Source organism: Sphingomonas populi (genome assembly GCF_004208535.1).
GTDB classification, from domain to species: domain Bacteria; phylum Pseudomonadota; class Alphaproteobacteria; order Sphingomonadales; family Sphingomonadaceae; genus Sphingomonas; species Sphingomonas populi.
In genome coordinates this window covers 1-16,555 of the sequence record NZ_SGIS01000043.1, presented here as the reverse complement: position 1 = coordinate 16,555, position 16,555 = coordinate 1, and the positions used below count along the sequence as shown (strand labels likewise).

Annotated in this window: 11 protein-coding genes and 3 pseudogenes; 3 read left to right on the top strand and 11 right to left on the bottom strand. The window is 64.2% G+C overall.

From position 1 onward, the window contains the following. Positions 1–34 precede the first annotated feature (34 nt). The 6 genes from EWE75_RS20355 to EWE75_RS20330 form a co-directional block, all read right to left on the bottom strand. Complete coding sequence (locus EWE75_RS20355; RefSeq protein ID WP_130159933.1) at positions 35–286, bottom strand: hypothetical protein; 252 nt, start codon at positions 284–286, stop codon at positions 35–37. A gap of 598 nt (positions 287–884) precedes the next feature. After that, on the bottom strand, positions 885–1,835 hold the full coding sequence (locus tag EWE75_RS20350) for an N-acetylglucosamine kinase (protein ID WP_427915805.1): 951 nt from the start codon (positions 1,833–1,835) through the stop codon (positions 885–887). Between the two features lie 2 nt (positions 1,836–1,837). Beyond that, positions 1,838–2,980 carry an SIS domain-containing protein gene (locus EWE75_RS20345; RefSeq protein WP_130159931.1) on the bottom strand — a complete coding sequence of 381 codons (1,143 nt, stop codon included), beginning with the start codon at positions 2,978–2,980 and terminating at the stop codon, positions 1,838–1,840. Further along, positions 2,973–4,256, bottom strand: a complete 1,284-nt coding sequence (locus EWE75_RS20340; RefSeq protein WP_130159930.1) for a D-tagatose-bisphosphate aldolase, class II, non-catalytic subunit — start codon at positions 4,254–4,256, stop codon at positions 2,973–2,975. The genes EWE75_RS20345 and EWE75_RS20340 overlap by 8 nt, the downstream gene beginning before the upstream one ends. An 83-nt stretch (positions 4,257–4,339) precedes the next feature. Then, positions 4,340–5,248 carry a DMT family transporter gene (locus EWE75_RS20335; RefSeq protein ID WP_130159929.1) on the bottom strand — a complete coding sequence of 303 codons (909 nt, stop codon included), beginning with the start codon at positions 5,246–5,248 and terminating at the stop codon, positions 4,340–4,342. Continuing rightward, positions 5,245–7,341 (bottom strand): glycoside hydrolase family 36 protein, encoded by a 2,097-nt coding sequence (locus tag EWE75_RS20330; RefSeq protein ID WP_231708480.1) that lies wholly within the window; start codon positions 7,339–7,341, stop codon positions 5,245–5,247. Before EWE75_RS20330 ends, EWE75_RS20335 begins: the two co-directional genes overlap by 4 nt. Positions 7,342–7,453: 112 nt before the next feature. On the opposite strand from EWE75_RS20330, the gene EWE75_RS20325 reads away from it, so the two are divergent. Next, complete coding sequence (locus EWE75_RS20325; RefSeq protein WP_130159927.1) at positions 7,454–8,554, top strand: amidohydrolase family protein; 1,101 nt, start codon at positions 7,454–7,456, stop codon at positions 8,552–8,554. A 47-nt stretch (positions 8,555–8,601) separates the two neighbouring features. On the opposite strand, the gene agaR is transcribed toward EWE75_RS20325, so the two are convergent. The 3 genes from agaR to EWE75_RS20310 all read right to left on the bottom strand — a co-directional run bounded on the left by agaR (position 8,602) and on the right by EWE75_RS20310 (position 11,439). Continuing rightward, positions 8,602–9,396 carry a transcriptional repressor AgaR gene (agaR, locus tag EWE75_RS20320; protein WP_130159926.1) on the bottom strand — a complete coding sequence of 265 codons (795 nt, stop codon included), beginning with the start codon at positions 9,394–9,396 and terminating at the stop codon, positions 8,602–8,604. 155 nt (positions 9,397–9,551) lie between these two features. Then, positions 9,552–11,201, bottom strand: coding sequence for an NPCBM/NEW2 domain-containing protein (locus EWE75_RS20315; RefSeq protein WP_165388461.1), 1,650 nt, complete (start codon positions 11,199–11,201; stop codon positions 9,552–9,554). Further along, positions 11,119–11,439 carry a hypothetical protein gene (locus tag EWE75_RS20310; protein WP_130159924.1) on the bottom strand — a complete coding sequence of 107 codons (321 nt, stop codon included), beginning with the start codon at positions 11,437–11,439 and terminating at the stop codon, positions 11,119–11,121. The genes EWE75_RS20315 and EWE75_RS20310 overlap by 83 nt, the downstream gene beginning before the upstream one ends. 260 nt (positions 11,440–11,699) lie before the next feature. Here EWE75_RS20310 and EWE75_RS20305 point away from each other — a divergent pair, with 260 nt between their 5' ends. Beyond that, entirely contained in the window at positions 11,700–14,561 is a 2,862-nt protein-coding gene (locus EWE75_RS20305; RefSeq protein WP_130159923.1) for a TonB-dependent receptor, read from the top strand. Positions 14,562–15,213: 652 nt separating this feature from the next. Further along, positions 15,214–16,006: pseudogene (locus tag EWE75_RS20300) on the top strand (IS5 family transposase). A gap of 5 nt (positions 16,007–16,011) precedes the next feature. Here the strand turns inward: EWE75_RS20300 and EWE75_RS26315 are convergent. Then, a pseudogene (locus EWE75_RS26315) lies at positions 16,012–16,095 on the bottom strand (IS200/IS605 family transposase); the annotation flags it as partial. 100 nt (positions 16,096–16,195) lie between these two features. Then, positions 16,196–16,555: pseudogene (locus EWE75_RS25155) on the bottom strand (IS5/IS1182 family transposase); the annotation flags it as partial.

Below are 16,555 nucleotides of genomic sequence, written 5' to 3'. Positions count from 1 at the left end.
GGTCCACGCGAACGAGGCTGATCGACAATGCTGATCAGGTCCGCGGCTTGGCGCCCTTCGTGTCGTCGGCTTCCGCGAAGCCATCGGCGGGATCAGGCAGCGCCATCGCGGCTTGGACACAAGCCTTTTCCAGATCGGTCTGGCAAAATCCACATTGGTGCTGACTGGCTTTGGCGTCGCGGCCGGCGCCATCGCGTTCAGGCGCAGCGGAGATTCCCACGTCATCGACTGGATGATGCGCAGCCCTTTCGTCTCGTGCACCACTACGCACGACGCCCCGGGACATACGTCTTCGCCAGCGCTCTATGCCAGCGGCGGGATTGCGCAGAAATAGACAGCGACTTCAGCCGCCGATGATCGGCCTGTCTCAATGTCGGGGGTATTCCTGGTTCAGAAGAAAAGCTGTGGGCTTCCGATGCCAAGAGTGAACGCGCCGCACCATGGTACGCAGGCTTCGGGGCCGATCCGCTCAAACCCAAGCCATTAACGCTCGCTCTATTTCTGGAAGCCTTCGTGTGCGGGGCCTACAGTAATCGACGCTGACAGGGGCGGCTGCGCCAACTCATTAGCCCCCTCCAACCTCACGCCCATCTTCCTTGCGTTCCGGCGGAATCTTGCACGTGCCAGCCCTTCACCAAGCACGACGGCGGCAGCTTCGCCATCATCTGCTCCCGCTGACCCGCCCGGCCCGACGGTCGGAACCTCGGAAATCCGGGTCTGTTGTCCTCAACAGTGGCGGGACTCACCAGTACCGCCACATCACATAGGCCGGTACGATGAACAGCAGCACCGCCGCGCCAAATGCGCCAGCCCCAAACCTTGTCAGCGAGATCGCATACATCTCCGGCGCCAAGCGGTCGCCTTCACTTTGTCGACGCCTTGAGTCACTTCGACTCCGCGCAAAGTGCGTGCTCCCGGTCCGACGCGAGCAACGCCGCGTACAGGCCGGCACCCACTCCCGGCCCGTGGCGCGGCGCAATCAGGTCGTACGGCGCGCGCGTTTGCAACTGGCGCAAGAACGGCTCGCGCACCCGCTCCAACTTGGTCAGTACCCCGCCCGACCACGATATCGGCACAGCCTCATTGGCCGAGAATCCCAATCGCGCGCGTAACGCCCCGGCCAGGCTCGCCAATTCCGCCCCGGCCAGATCGAGTATCGCCACAGCCGCCAGATCGCCCGCTTCGGCGGCCTGCGATACGATGGGCGCGAGGCCGGCAATCGCGTCGCGTGCCATGCCGTGCTCGCCCATCACCTTCGCGCAGATGTCGAGATCGTTCGCCAGCCCCAGCGTTTCGCGGAAGCTCGCGTACAACGGCCCGATCGGCACCCGCCCATCGCTCATCCGCGTGAAAGCGTTGAGTCCCTGGATCGCGATCCAATAGGCAGAGCCTTCGTCGCTGAACATTTCGCCCCAGCCGCCGACCCGCGCCTTGCGCCCCTGCCGTTCGCCATAGCCGATCGATCCGGTGCCCGCGACGAGGTTGATTCCGTCGGCGCAGGCGAGCGACCCCGCCCAGCCGCACACCATGTCGTTATCGCACGCATAGCGATCATGCCCAAGCAGCCGCCCGCATGCCGCGGCGAGCTGCGGATCGATCACGGCATCTTCGCCGAACGCCGGCAAGCCGAAGAATGCGTAGCGAAAGTCCGTAGCCGACACGCCAAGCTGCCCGCACACCGAGCCGAGCCCTTCGGCGAGGCGCCTGACCGCCTCGTCCAGCCCAACCTGCAAATGATAGGTCGTGCTGGTTAAAGCACGCGCCACCACCTGCCCGCTGTCATCGATGCAGACGAACTCGGTCTTGGTGCCGCCGCCATCAACTCCGAGGAACACGCTCATGGCGCCGGCGTATGGATGCGGACGCCTTGCACGACGCGGTTGACCGTGCCGCTCGCATTGGGTTGGTCCGGCGTACGGTTGAGTCGAAGCGAGCAGTGCAGCCCGTAGAGTTGCGGCAGGACGATATAAGGGAAGAGCAGATCGGCGTCGGCGAACCCGGCCGCGCTTTCCACCAACAATGTATCGCCGGGGGCCTCTTGCGCCGCGATGGCGATCACCGCGCCGCAGCGCCCGTCGCCCCGCAGCTCGGCAATGATGTCGAGATCGTACAGCCGCGTGAGCGGATCGTTCGAGACGAACACCACCACCAACGTACGTGGCGTTACGATCGTCTTGGGGCCGTGGCGGAACCCGAGCGAAGAGTCGAACGCGGTCGGAATGGCACCGTCGGTCAGTTCTAGCAGCTTGAGCGCCGCTTCGCGCGCGAGGCCCTGGAACACCCCACTGCCGAGATAGACGACACGCTCGAAGTCGGCCGCGGCAAGCGTGGCGGCCTCGCATTCGGAACGCGCCAGCATCGCCTCGACCGCCTTCGCGATCGCCTCGACCCGCGCAGGCATCGCGCCGCGCCCGGTGAAGATCGACAGCGCCGCCAGCATCATCGCACTGAAGCTCGACGTCATCGCGAACGCGCGGTCGTGCGTCGCCTCAGGCAGCAACACGACGTGCCCGCTCGCCGGCGCCCGCCGCGACAGCGCGCCCTCGGCGTTGCAGGTGATGACGAGGTGATGGATCGATGCGAGACGCGCGTCCGCCAGTTCGACCGCGGCGATGCTCTCCGGGCTGTTGCCCGATCGGCCGAACGACACCATCAGCGTCGGGCGCGCGACATCAAGATACAGATGCGGCGCACTGACGATGTCAGTGGTCGCCACCGCCTCGACCGGGCGGCCGAGCGTCGCCGACAGCCACGGCGCGAGACAGTCGCCGATGAACGCAGAGGTGCCGGCGCCGCACAGCATGATTCGCAGATCCGGGAACTCGAGCAGCGGACGCACGAACGCATCGATCTCGGCCGCACTGGCATCGAGCAGCGCCTGCGTTGCCCGCAGCGTCGCGGGCTGTTGCAGGATTTCGCGCCGAGTCCAGCTTTCGGCGGCTGCGGCCGGCTGATCGGGCGCAACGGTAGTGTCAAACATTGGGATTGCAGGCTCCATGATAAGCATCGAGCATCGCGCCGATCTGCGCGACGACGAGATCGACCGGGTCAAGCGTCGCGGTACCTTCGCGGACTGCGGCATAGGCAATCGGCAGATATTGGCTGAGCAACGGCAGCGGTGGCGCGGTCGCGCGCAGATTGTCGAACAGCCGCGCCTGCGCCGCCACAATTTCGGCGTCAGGCCAGTAATAGCGGATTCGATCGCTTAGGCTGTATTGCAGTTGCAGATCGAGCGCGTCGCCGGACTCGTGATAATATTTGCGCCAGTTGCCCGGCTCAGCCTGCATCCGCATGATCGCGACATCGCGCAGGTTGGCGCGCCTGTCCGGCACGACGGTTTCTCGCTCGATCGCGTCCAGCGCCCACAAAGCCTCGCGAAGTGCAAAGGTGACGCCCGGCCCAACCTTGAGGATCGCGAAATGGTCGCGCACCAGCGCACTGAGCGCCGCTGGCGTCTGGTAATCGGTCGAATGCGCTTCGAAGACGATGTGATCGACCGGCACGATCGCGGCGCTGAGCGCGGTCGCGGCCTCGGGACGGTAATCGACCACCTTCATATGGTCGAACTCGACACCGGGCTGCACCACGGTCGCGATCACGCGCTCCCAGGCAGCCTGCAAACCCTGCTCGCGGAACATCGCGTGATGCATGTCGAGCGTGGCCAGCGCCGCTTCGGGCGTGGTCACCGCAAGCGTGCCGAGATCCTCGGCCGCACCACCCGGCACCGGCACTTCGGTGCCGATCACATAGACTGGCGCATCGGCCGGATCCCCGGAATAAGCATCCTCGGCGACACGGCACAGCCGCGCGGCGCGCTCGGCGATGGTCCGCTCGGGCAGCGGCGTCGGATCATCCGCGCAGCTCATCGAGCAATCGAGATGGATCTTCGCAAAGCCGGCGCGGACATAGTCGGCTATCATCACCTCGGCCTTGGCCAGCGCGGCCTCGGCCGGCAGCGCCGTCCAAGCGTTGGGGCCGAGATGATCGCCACCAAGCACGAGCCGGTCGAGCGGGAAGCCGAGCCGCGTCGCGATCGCTTCGACGAAGGCGCGGAAATCGGCGGGGACCATGCCGGTATAGCCGCCGTCCTGGTTCACCTGGTTGGACGTCGCCTCGATCAGCACAAACGGCGCGCTGTTGCGCAGCGCATGACGCAACGTCGCCTCGATCACCAGCGGTTGCGCCGAACAGACCGAAGTGATGCCGACACGTTTACCGCTTTTATGGTCAGCGACGAGATTTCGAATCATCTGCATCGAATTCTCCTTTCGCATCCTGTTAGAAGAAAAACTCATATAACGCAATAAATCGCGCTATAACGAAACATTGCTATTCACGTTTAGGCCGGCGCGGTTTCATCCTTGGCGTCTGGCTCGATCGCGAGCAGCAGCGATGCGGCGAGCGCGAGGCCGATGCCGACGAGTTTGATCGGTCCCGGCATGACGCTGAGCGCGACCAGCGAGATGATCGCGGTGGCGAGCGGCGCGCCGGCATTGGTGAGCGGCGCGACGATGATCGCCTTGCCGTAGCGAAACGCAAAGACCAGCGTCAGCGCGCCGACCGCGTTGAGCATCTGGATCGCGGCGGCGAGGCCAGGGCCGTCGAGTCCGTAATTGATCGGGCGGCTGAAGTCGGTCATCGCCAGCGCCACCGGTACCAGCGCCAGCCCCGTCACGGTCATGTAGAAAAAGATGCTCTCGCCCGACATGATGTGGTTGGCCAGCTTCATGAAATAGGCCTGCAACCCCCAGCACAGCATTACCACCACCGCGAGCAGCAGCCAGCTTCCGCCGTGCGCGTCGCCGCCTGGTGCGAAATCGAAGGTCGGCAGCGCGAGCAGCGCGAGCGCGATGCCGACCGCACCGAGCCGCCCGGTGCGCTCGCCCATGAACAGGAACGACAGCGCGATCGTCACCACCGGCGACAGCGAGATCACCGGGAAGATCAGATAGGCCGGCCCGCGCGTGACCGCGTAGAACAGCACCATCTGCCCGCCCGCGCCAAGCACCCCGACCGCAACCCCGTAAGCGATCGCACGCGGCGCGACGTCCAGCTTCCACTTCGCCAGCGCGAGCACGATCAGCGCGGGCGGGATCATCGTCAGCGCCCAGACGCAATACACCAGGGTCTCGGGAAAGCCGTGTTGCGGCGACAGCCCGGAGAAGGCGCCCCAGATTCCCCACAGCACGACGGTAGCGAGGGCGTTGAGCAGCCAGGCGCGGCCGCTTGGGGAGGCGCTTGTGCTCATGCGGCGGTCTTTCCATCGATGGTGGCGGCCTGGACGAGCAGGAAATGCTCGAAGCGGGCGGGAATGGTCGCTTCGGGGCCGCTGACGGTGCCGAGCGGCTGGCCGGTGAAGCCATCGGTGAGGCGGTGACGGCCGGGTGGCAGGCCGCGCAGGACGACCGGGCCGGACCAGCTATCGGCGTAGAAAGCGTAATGCATCTGCCCGCCCGCGCGGATCGCGTGGCCCTCGGGCTTGTCGAAGCCGATGTCGTACAGCGCACCGAGATACTCGCCCTTGGGCAGCATGTTGGCGCGGTACAAAGCGATCCACTTGCGCCACAGCGCTTCCTTCTCAGGGTTGAGCGCGATGCCGCCGGGCGGCAGCGGATCGGTGGTGTTAACCGGATCGTGCGGCCAGGTGAATTTGGTCGAGAGGATCGCGCCGATCCCGTAATGCGTCGCGAAGTCGTTGTGGCGGTCGCTCAGTTCGACATGGTCGCCCGCGAACGGCGCGGACGGCCCCATCATCGCCTTGAAACTCTTGCCCTTGAGCCGGATCTGCCAGGACGAGGTCGGGTCCGATGCCGGCGTGTGGTTCATGCCGGGCATGTTGTGGAATGCGAAGGAGTCGCCGCACGGGCAGATTTCCATAACCGCCTGCGGGTTGATCGAGATCGCCTCGTCGTAGAGCGCCTTCCAGAAATCCTGGAGTTTCTCGTAGGATTCCTCTGGTCGCGCATGGTTATGCGCCGGGTTGTAGCACGGCGCGACGCCATTCAGGTGCTGGCCGTCGAGCTTGAGGCCCTCGAAGCCCCAGCCAAGGATGCGGCGGATCTGGCCGCGGAAATACGCCACCACCGGAGGATAGGCCGGGCAGAGCGTGAAGGCGTCCCAGAAGCTGACGTTCTGCGCGGCGCCGGTCTGGTCGAGCAGCAGCATGTCGGGGTGGTCGCGCAGCAGATCGGTGCCGGGGTCCGCCGCGAGCGGGGCGAGCCACAGCCGTGGCCGCATGCCGCCGGCTTTGATCGCGCCCGCGAACGCCGTCATGTCAGCGTCGCCGCGCGGGAATTTGGCGGGGTTGAGCTTCCAGTCGCCCTCCGAAGTCTGCCAGCCATCGTCGAGCACCGCCCACTCGAGCCCGATCGCCTTGGCCTTGCCCATAGCAGTGAGGACTTCGGTGGTGGTGAAGTCGCGGCCATAGCCCCACGCGCACCACACCGGCGCGTAGCTCGGCTCTGGGATCGCCGGCGCGGCGATACCGCGCTCGGCCATCAGACGGCGATAGGCGTCGAGCGGGCGGAAATGGTCGCCTTGATGAACCATCAGGAAGACTGGCGGCAGCTTGAGCGTCACGCCCGGCGCGAGCGATGTCGCAGTGTCGCTGGTGATGGCGATGCGCGTGCCCGTCGGCTGGCCCCCAACCGGCAGCGACACCAGGCGCGGCACCGTGTCGATATGGCCGACCGCGATGCCGGCGTCGCGCCGCCACACCACCGCGATCGGCGTGCCGCCGCCGTAATCCGACGCGTTCATCCCCATGAAGTTGCGCTGGCCAAAGCCGGGCGCGACCTTCTGCACCCAGTCGCGCCGGTCGGGATAGGAGGCACCCGAGAAACTCCACGCACCATCCGGGTGCGCGAGCAGGTCGTGCGTCGCCGCCTGCCAGCCGAGGATTTCGAGCAACGCCTCGCCGGTGTTGCGATAGGTGATGTCGAGCAGTGCAAGGCCCGGATACCGATCGAGGAACGTGACCGAGATGCGCTTCTCGAGTCCCTCGGCGCTGCCGCGCAGATGATGGACATGGCCCGGACCATGCTGGCCCGACACCGCCTCGCGGGTCTGCTCGAGCAGCAGGAACCGATCGATGACACGCTGGCCACCGAGCCGGATCGCTTCGCCCGGCTCCATCGCGGTGAGCGCCGTCCCCCCGCGCGAGATGCGCGAATGCAGGCCGGAGTCGAACTCGATGGCAAGAACGCCGTCACTGAGCTTGGTAACCGGCGCGTCCTTGATCGCGACCCGCGCGAATCCCGGCGAGGAAAGGAACATCGCCGTCGCGCCGGTAAGCGCGCTACGACGGGATATGCGGAACTGCGACACGAACAAGCCTCCCACGGAGCAAGCCGCTTAGCGGCCTTGAATGCTGATGTGCCCGATCACCAAGGCTTGCGCAAACCAAAACGCAACATAAGATCTTATTTCGTTACGTTTCGTTTGGAGAATCGCGATGCGCCAATGGGCAACCTTCCTCACTTTGGCTTCCACCGCGGCGCTGACCGCCGCCGCGCCATCCAACTACAGCGAAGCCGATTTCGCCCGCGTCGCCAAACTCGACGCGCACGTCCACGCCAACCGCGATGCGCCCGATTTCCTGCGGATCGCGCGTACGGACGGCTTCGAACTGCTCTCGATCAACGTCGATTATCCCGATTTCCCGCCGCTCGCGACGCAGGCGACGATCGCGTACACAATGCACGCCGCCGACCCCAAGCGCTTCCACTTCGCGACGACCTTCTCGATGGATGGCTTTGGCAGCAAGGACTGGACCGCGCAGGCGACCCGCGCGGTCGATACCGGCTTCGCGCACGGCGCGGTCGCGGTGAAGGTGTGGAAGAACATCGGCATGATCGCCAAGGACACCGTCGGCAAACGCGTCTTCCTCGACGATCCGCGTTTTGACCCCATCATGGCGCACATCCAGGCGCGTGGCGTGCCGCTGATCGCGCATCAGGGCGAGCCCAAGAATTGCTGGCTCCCGCTCGACGAGATGACCACCGACAACGACCGCACCTATTTCAGCGAACACCCCGAATATTACATGTACGAGCATCCCGAGGAGCCGCGCTACGAACAGCTCATGGCGGTGCGCGATCGCTTCGTGGCGCGGCATCCCAAGCTCGCCTTCGATGGCGCGCATATGGCGAGCCTCGAATGGAGCGTGGACGAGCTCGCCCGCTTCCTCGATCTTCATCCCAATGCGGTGGTCGATCTGGCGGCGCGGATGAGCCAGGTCCAGGTCCAGTCGAACGCCAACCACGCCAAGGTCCGCGCCTTCTTCCTCAAATATCAGGACCGGCTGATGTACGGCACCGACCTGACCGACAGCCCGCCCGACCCCAACGCCCGCGCGCAAAACCCGCCCGCTACCGGCAATTTCGCCAAGGAAGCGGATGACACATGGCGTTCGGACTGGCGCTATCTCGCCACGCCGCTGTCGCAGCCGATCGCGGCGATCAAGGCCGACGCGCCCGGACTCGCACTGCCGCGCAGCGTGATCGACAAGATCTATTATGCCAATGCGCGCCGCTTCTTCCACCTGAAGGGGTAAGCGACAGGCATCGTGCCGAACGGGCCAGAACCCGTTCGGCACGACGATCAGGCCTCGAGGATCTCGAACCCCAGCCGGTCGGACGCCGCACGGATTTCGTCAGGCGCCTTGTCGGCGACGAGGTGGTGGATGTTCTCGATCGCGACGATCCGGTGCAGGCAGACGCGTCCGAATTTGGAGGCATCGGTCACGGCGATGACATCACGCGCCGCCTCGACCATCTTGCGGTTGAGCACCGCCTCGGGCTCGTAATGCGTGGTGATGCCGCATTCGATGTCGAACCCATCGACCCCGAGGAACAGCTTGTCGACGCGCAATTCCTCCAGCGCCGCGACGGTCTGCGCGCCGTAGAACGCGCGGTTCTTCCGGCGCAGCATGCCACCGAGCATGACGATGTTGAGCCGCTCCTTGGTGGCGAGCACGGAGAGGATGTCGAGATCGTTGGTGAGGACAGTGATATCCTCGTCATCCGGCAGGAACCGCGCGATCTGAAGCGTGGTCGTGCCCGAATCGAGCACGATCGATTCGCCGGGGCGCACCATCGCGGCGGCGCGTTTGCCGATCCGCATCTTCTCGTCGGCGTGGCTCGATCGTTTGACTTCGACCGCCGGTTCGGCGGTGACGTTGACGACGGTCTCGATCGTGGCGTTGACCGCGTCCGCGCTGATCGCCCCGCCATAAGAGCGTTCCATCACGCCGCGCTGCTCGAGGAAGCGCAGATCCTTGCGGATCGTCTGCATCGACACGCCGAACCGCTCGGCGAGCGGTGCCACCTGCACGCTGCCGCGTTCGCGGACCTGCGTGCTGATCCACAACCGCCGCTCGCTGGTGTCGCGGATCATCCTCGTCGTTCCTTGCTCAACTGTATCGTTCATGATCGGCATTCTCGCGGCCTATAGGCATATGGGTTTCGTTATGTCGCCGTCATCGGCCTCCGCAAGCGACAATCTCTTTTCTGGCTGAGGAACGGAACCTGCTGGTGCCATTTGAGCCAGTCTCACCGCCGGAACCCGGCGTCACCCCATCCAACCATCGCCGGTCGCCCACGATCCCCCGGTGCGCCGACCGCCACAAGTTCGACCACACGAGCCCCTTCCACATCGGCTTCGATCGAACGGGCTTCAGCCGAACGATCCGCCGCGATCTCCTTCACCAGCGTGCGATCGGCGTAGATTCGAAACCGGACCGGTTGCGTGCCGCTCAACACCAAAGGTGTGGCGAAGAACCGTCGGAACTGGCCATCGCTGCGCACCTCGATCCGGGAGTTTGCGAACAGGCCAATGCCGTTCGCGAGGCGCCTGCCATTCGCGGTGAGCGGCGAGCCGTCGGGCGCCGAGCCGATCCGCGCGGGGAACTGGCCCATCGGCAGCGCGGTCGCGGGCGACAGGCCATCGACAGCGATGTTCATGCGGGCCGGCATTTCGTCGAGGAGCGCCGCGTTCGGGTCCGCCGGCGTCCCCCGCACGCGCAACAGCACGGCGCCATGCGCGGGCAGCTTCGCGGTGATCGTATCGGTCGCGTCCTCGCGATCCCGCCGCGCCCAGACATCGCGCACCGCCGCCCGACGGCCCGGCGCGAAGCCGAGTTGCTGCCACGTCACACGCGCCTCGACCGGCGCGTTGCCGCGGTTGAACAAAGCGGCCGCGCGCGCGCCGGTGCCCGCCAACGTGCGAACCACCACCATCGTCTCGCCGGTGCGATAGGGCACACCCTGGTTGCCCGCCGGATCCTGATCGATCGCGATCACCTCGGGGTTGCCGACGATGTCGAGCAGCGCGGGCGCTGCGGTGCGCAGATCGTAGCCGAGCAACAGCGGCGATGCCATGATCGCCCACATCGTGAAATGGGACCGCGCTTCGACCAGATGGTGCGCGTCGAAATCGCCATGCCCGATCGCAAGCATATCGGGATCGTTCCAATGCCCCGGCCCCGCATACAGCGCGCCATCGACCATGCTGTCTATGTTGCCGAGCATGCTCTGCCAGGTGAACTCGATATCGGGACTCGTGCGCCAGAGATTGCCGCGCCGATGCCCCCACAACGGCGACAAGGCTTCCCCCCACGCGCAGATCGACAGCACAGCCGCATCGCCACCCCAGCGGCGAACCGCGTCACCCAGCGTCGCGTACAGTTTCTCGACCGCACCGGCATCGGATGCCGGGATGTTCCCGCGCACGATCATCGGCGCGAACGCCTGATACTGGTCGGCTTTCACCGGCGCGGCGGCGGACGTGTAATCGGCGACGCCGCAGGCATCGATCTTCACATAGTCGAACCGCCAGTCGGCGAACATCGTGCGGATGTCCTGCGCGGCATGGCCGAAGCTGCCGACCTGCCGCTCGGCGATCGTCCCGACCGGAAGGTTGGGGCTGTCCGCGTCCCATATCTGCGCGCAGGTGTTGCGGCCAATATCGGTGTACAAGCCCGCTTTAAGCCCGAGGCTGTGGATATAATCGGTGAACGGTTTGAATGATCCCGTCTCGCTCGGCCGAACCGCCGCCGACGGGAACATGCTGTCGCGGATGCGGATGCGACCGTCCGGCAGGCGTCGCAAGGCCCAGCCATCATCGACGTTGATGAATCGATAGCCTTTCCGGGCCAGCCCGGTATCGACGATCGCGCGCGACCGCGCGGATTTTCGCCTCATCGACATCGGTGTGGAAGGCGTTCCACGGGTTCCAGCCCATCGGCGGCGTTTGCGCGGCCTTGGTCTGATAGATCGAAAACCGCCCGGTCGGCGCGAGCGGATCGACCTGCGCTCGAGCTGGCAAAGCGCACGCGGCCAGCAATGCAGATGCAAGCGCTTGAATGGCACGTTTGCGTGCGGCCCCTGGTATGCGGTTACGTTTTTTCATAGATTTTTCCGTAGCTTGTTTGAGGCGCACAGCGCTAATCCGCTACGATTGCGCAGTGAGACACCCCGCGGCAGAGCCTCGGAATGGATTGAAACGACGGGTTGTTCACGGAGCGGCATCCCCTCTCTCTGGCCCGTACGTGCGATGTATACGCAACGGAGGCAGCGCATTATCATAGTTTCGTTTTAAAGCGTTTGACAACTTTGTTTCGTGCGAGGTAGCAAAGCGCAACAAATCGCTCGCAAAGCGCATCGGCGCTGGCAATCGCATCGTCAAAGGGAGGACGAAACATGATCGACGCTAAAATCTGGCGCAATCTCGTACGCTCGGGCATCAGCGCGACCGCGCTCATGGCAGGTTCGCAGGCCATCGCGCAAACCGCCGCTTCACAGAGCGAACAGCCGAATCCCGGGTCCACCATCCAGTCCGGCCCCGGCCAGAGCGGCGATGCGACGACCAGCGCCACTGCGGACGGCGACATCGTCGTGCGCGGCGTGCGCGGCAGCTTGCTGCGCTCGATCGACACCAAGCGCGACGCCTCGACGATCGTCGATGCGATTTCCGCCGAAGAACTCGGCAAGTTTCCCAACCGCAACGTAGCGGAAGCGCTCTCTAACATTCCCGGCGTGACGGTCGGTCGCGATGGTCGTGGCGAGGGCCGCAGCGTCACCGTGCGCGGACTCGGCGAAAACTTCGCGCTGACCACGCTCAATGGCCGCGTCCTGCCGACCGATGGCCCCGACCGATCGTTCGCGTTCGACGTTCTGCCGTCCGAAGTGATCTCGGGCGCAGAGATCCAGAAAGCGGCGCAGGCGTCGCAGCTGGAAGGGAGCATCGGCGGCAATATCGATCTGCGCACCGCGCGACCGTTCGATCACCGCGGCTTCCATGCCGCCGGCTCGCTCGAAGGCCAGTACAACCAGTTCGCCGAGAAGGGCGGCATCAAGGCATCGGGCGTCGTCAGTACCACCTTCGCCAACGACACGATGGGCTTCCTGATCTCGGGCACGTACAACAAGTACAAGTTCCGTACCGACAATCTCGGCGAATATTCCAGCAACGACATCTACGATATCGTCACCGGGCCGGGCGGGCAGCGCAGCGTCGTCAACGCGCCGGACGGCGGCGGCGTGATCGAGCCATATTTCTACAGCGTCGGGTATGTGCAGGGCGAACGCCAGCGTTGGGGCGGATCGACCGCGTACCAGTGGAAGCCCTCGGACAGCTTCGAGCTGCGCGTCGATGGCATTTACAGCAACTATACCGATACCGAGCACAACCACCGCGTTTCGGTCGGCCTGACGCCGTTCGATAATGACGGCAACGTCCGCTACGATCTCAACAACGTCAAGATCGACAAGAACAAGGTCCTCACCAACTACACCGTCAACGACGCGACGATCGACGTGCTGTCGACCGACGAGCCGCGCAATTCGGTGACATACCAGGTGGGCGGCCATATCGACTGGAAGCCGCTCAGCAACCTGAAAGTCGCGGCGGACGTCTCGTACGGCAAGGCGTCTGACAATACCGGTGGCCAGAACCGGTTCGTGGTGGCGGGCATTCCGGGCTCGCGCGCGCAGGTGGCGACGCGTGACGGCGGCCTGCCCGATCTGATTCTGACTATCCCCAATGCGGACGGCACGGTGACCAACCGCACGCTCGATCAGGCCGGCAACCAGGACCTGCGCGTCCACTATATCGGCATCCAGGGCCAGAATATCTCGGATCGCAGCACCAGTGCCAAACTCGATCTGGTGTATGAGGCGGATAACGGCCTGCTGCGGTCTATCGCCTTCGGCGGCGCCTATACCGACCGCAAGAAGACCGTCGATGTGATCGACAACCAATACACCACCGCTAACAATTTCGGCGGCTATCCCTTCCCCTTCTCGGCGATCGGCGCGAACGTGGTGCAGGCGCCCGAGTTCACCAATATTCTGCCCAATCTGTCGGGCAATTTCCCGCGTTCTATCCCGAAGTTCGACATCAACACGTATTTGTCGTCACTGTCGAAGGCGGAGAACAACCCCAACGTCATCAACCCCAATACCGGCCAGCCCTATCCGACCGGCTATGCCACGCAGCAGATCGTGCCGGATCAGCTCGCCTCCTACGCGATCACCGAGAAGACGTGGAACGCCTATGCGCAGATCAATGTCGGCGGCGACAACTGGAAGGGCGATTTCGGCCTGCGCTACGTCAATACCACGGTCAATTCGCTCGGTTATGGCGCCAGCGTGCGCAGCTATGTCGTGGTCGGCGTCGGCACCGCCAACGTGGTGTTCAATCCGATCGCGCCGATCACCGGCGGTGGCAGCTACCAGCGGCTCCTGCCATCGGCGAACTTCTCGTACGATATCGCGCGGGGTTTCCGCGTGCGTCTTGCTGCGTCGCAGGCGCTATCGCGTCCGACCTTCGGCGAGCTTTCCTCAGCAAAGGACTATTCGGCCGCGCAGTCCAACACACCGGTTGTCACGGACGCAGGCAACCCAAACCTGAAGCCGGTTTCGGCCGATCAGGCGGACATATCGTTCGAATATTACCCCAACCGGCGCCTCGCGTTGACGCTGGCGGGTTTTTATAAGCACCTCACCAACTTCGTGACGACGCAGGCGGTCGCGTTCAACCTGGTGCCGACCAACCAAGTGGCTGGCGCGCCGGCGAGTTTCCCCTTCACCGAACTGACCTATGTCAACGGCGACAGCGCGACCGTGTATGGCATCGAGGCTGGCGGGCAGTATTTCCTCGACAACGGCCTCGGCTTCCAGGCGAACGCGACCTACAACCGTTCACGCGCCAAGCGTGAGGGGTTGCCGACCACCGACCTGCAAGATGCGGTGCCATTCTCGGCCAATGCCAAGATCTTCTACGAGAAGCACGGTATCAACGCTTCGGTGTCGTACCAGTATCAGTCCAGCTTTACCTCGTCGCAGTACAGCTACATTAATACGCTTGCGATCAAGCAGCGCCCCTATCACGAACTCGCCAGCAGCATATCCTATGACATCCTCCCGCAACTGACGATCTATGTTCAGGGCTCGAACCTGCTCGATTCCGCGACACAGCGCTATTCGACATACAGCAACGTGCCGGCCTTTTATGAATATACCGGGCGGGCGTTCTTCTTCGGGGTACGTGCGCGGCTTTGATTCCACGGGCTTTCAGCCCGCCTGACTTCGCAGTCCAGGCGGGCCTGAAAGTCCCGGCCTTTTTTGTAAATTGGCTTGGCGGCGGGACCCGTATGCGTTCGTCCAAGCCGTTGAAAGCGTTACAGAAGCATTTAACTTCCCGGTCCCGATCGGGACCCCCGCAATGGAGCGGGGCGCAGTACGCACATTTGATGGCATCCGGCGAAACCGGTGCGCTCCAGATCTGCGCGAGATTGGCTTCGAAGCTTTCCTCGAAGGTCCCGCGATCTGAGCCGTGATAGGTGCCGGTGAATGCGCCGTCCTTCTCGAAATCAATCAGGCGTCCCGCGAGGACATCCCCCGGCAGCGAAGCCAGTTCGCGTACATCGGCAGCGATGGTGATGTTCGACATGTAGCGCTTGCCGTGGCGGAGTGCGGTGCGCTGGTCCTCATCACGCAGCACCCGGGCGAGCCAGCCTTAGGGGAGCAGCGATTCTATGAACGGCGGCAACGTACCTGGCGACGTCTTTCGGATGAGCGGGGGTATGGGGGTCTTGGCCGGTAACCAGCGCCGTTCATGGCCGTCATGCCCTATGGCGTGGTGACGATTTAAGGATTAGGGAATTGCAGTCGCTCTGAAATCGGACTCAAAGGTTGATTTTGGAGATCGGTGATGGACTGCGATGCGCTTCGGGATGACCAATGGGACCGGATCAAAGGGTTCGTACCGGGTGGGACCAAGGGCAAGCGTGGTCCTCGCACGGACAATCGGAAGTTTCTGGATGCGTTGCTATGGATGGCGCGCTCGGGCGGGCGGTGGCGTTACCTGACAGACCGGCTCGGCGACTATCGCTCGGTGAAACGACGCTATTACCGCTGGATCGAGATGGGCGTCCTTGACGCTATGCTCGAGCATCTCGCCCGCGAGGCCGATCTGGAGTGGCTGATGATCGATAGCACCATCGTACGCGCACACCAGCATGCAGCGGGCGCCCGTAAAGTAAAAGGGGGGCGGATGCCTGGGCCGGTCTCGCGGCGGACTGAGCACCAAGATCCATGCTGCCGGCGATGCTGTGGGGCTACCGGTCCGCCTGATCGCAGGTCCGGGACAGCGCAGCGACATCGCCTGCGCGCACGATCTGATCCCCGGCTTCGCACCCGACGCCGTGTTGGGTGACAAAGGCTACGATGCAGACCATCTGTGCCGGACGATCGAAAAGGCCGGCGCCACTGTCGTCATCCCGCCCGGACGCAACCGCAAAGTCCAGCGCCACTACGATGCCGCTCTGTACAAAGAGCGCAACCAGATCGAGCGCTTCTTTAACAAGCTCAAGCAGTTCCGGCGCATCGGCACGCAATACAACAAGATCCTTGCCAACTTCATGGGCTTCGTCAAACTCGCAGCCATCGCCATCTGGCTGAATAACAAACCGGCTGACGCCGGTAGGATCACTGGAGAGGGCTGAAGCCTTCATTGGTCCTTGTGGATGTGCTTGTCGAGATAACGCATGATGATGTCATCGGTGATGTTTCCGGATGTCGTTGAGAAGTAGCCCGTCGTCCGTGAACAACTCGATGTCGGCAAAAGGGGCGGTTTCGGTGTCTCGTTGCGCGAGGTCTGACTCCGGGCGGTCGATGCGCGCGGCCGCAGGTTTTCAGGCGGCTGTAGGTTGGACCAGGAGGACGAGCGCGATCCACGCGAGGAACGCACGCCAAAGCGCGGCGAGCCAGGCGACGAGCAGTCGCATATTGTGTCCGGCAGCGACGAGAAGCGCGTGGATCGCATCACCCTGGGCGCCGGCGAGGTGGTTTCGCTCGAGGAGTCCGTCAGATTTCGTGTGCCCGATAATCGGTTCGATGGCGCTGCGTCGCTTGAGCTCGCGGCGGATGGTGGGTGAGGGTATTCCCCGCATGCGGGAGATGTAGACCTTGGCTGCGCCCTTGTGGCCGTGGCCCTGATAGCCGCGATCGACATAGGCGCGCTCGACCGCGATTCCGGTGAGCCGCTGGACCTG

Coding starts and splice junctions, on each gene's coding strand:
- EWE75_RS20355 (WP_130159933.1), bottom strand. CDS start 286: ATGTCCCGGGGCGTCGTGCGTAGTGGTGCACGAGACGAAAGGGCTGCG.
- EWE75_RS20345 (WP_130159931.1), bottom strand. CDS start 2,980: ATGTTTGACACTACCGTTGCGCCCGATCAGCCGGCCGCAGCCGCCGAA.
- EWE75_RS20335 (WP_130159929.1), bottom strand. CDS start 5,248: ATGAGCACAAGCGCCTCCCCAAGCGGCCGCGCCTGGCTGCTCAACGCC.
- agaR (WP_130159926.1), bottom strand. CDS start 9,396: ATGATCCGCGACACCAGCGAGCGGCGGTTGTGGATCAGCACGCAGGTC.
- EWE75_RS20315 (WP_165388461.1), bottom strand. CDS start 11,201: ATGAGGCGAAAATCCGCGCGGTCGCGCGCGATCGTCGATACCGGGCTG.
- EWE75_RS20340 (WP_130159930.1), bottom strand. CDS start 4,256: ATGCAGATGATTCGAAATCTCGTCGCTGACCATAAAAGCGGTAAACGT.
- EWE75_RS20325 (WP_130159927.1), top strand. CDS start 7,454: ATGCGCCAATGGGCAACCTTCCTCACTTTGGCTTCCACCGCGGCGCTG.
- EWE75_RS20305 (WP_130159923.1), top strand. CDS start 11,700: ATGATCGACGCTAAAATCTGGCGCAATCTCGTACGCTCGGGCATCAGC.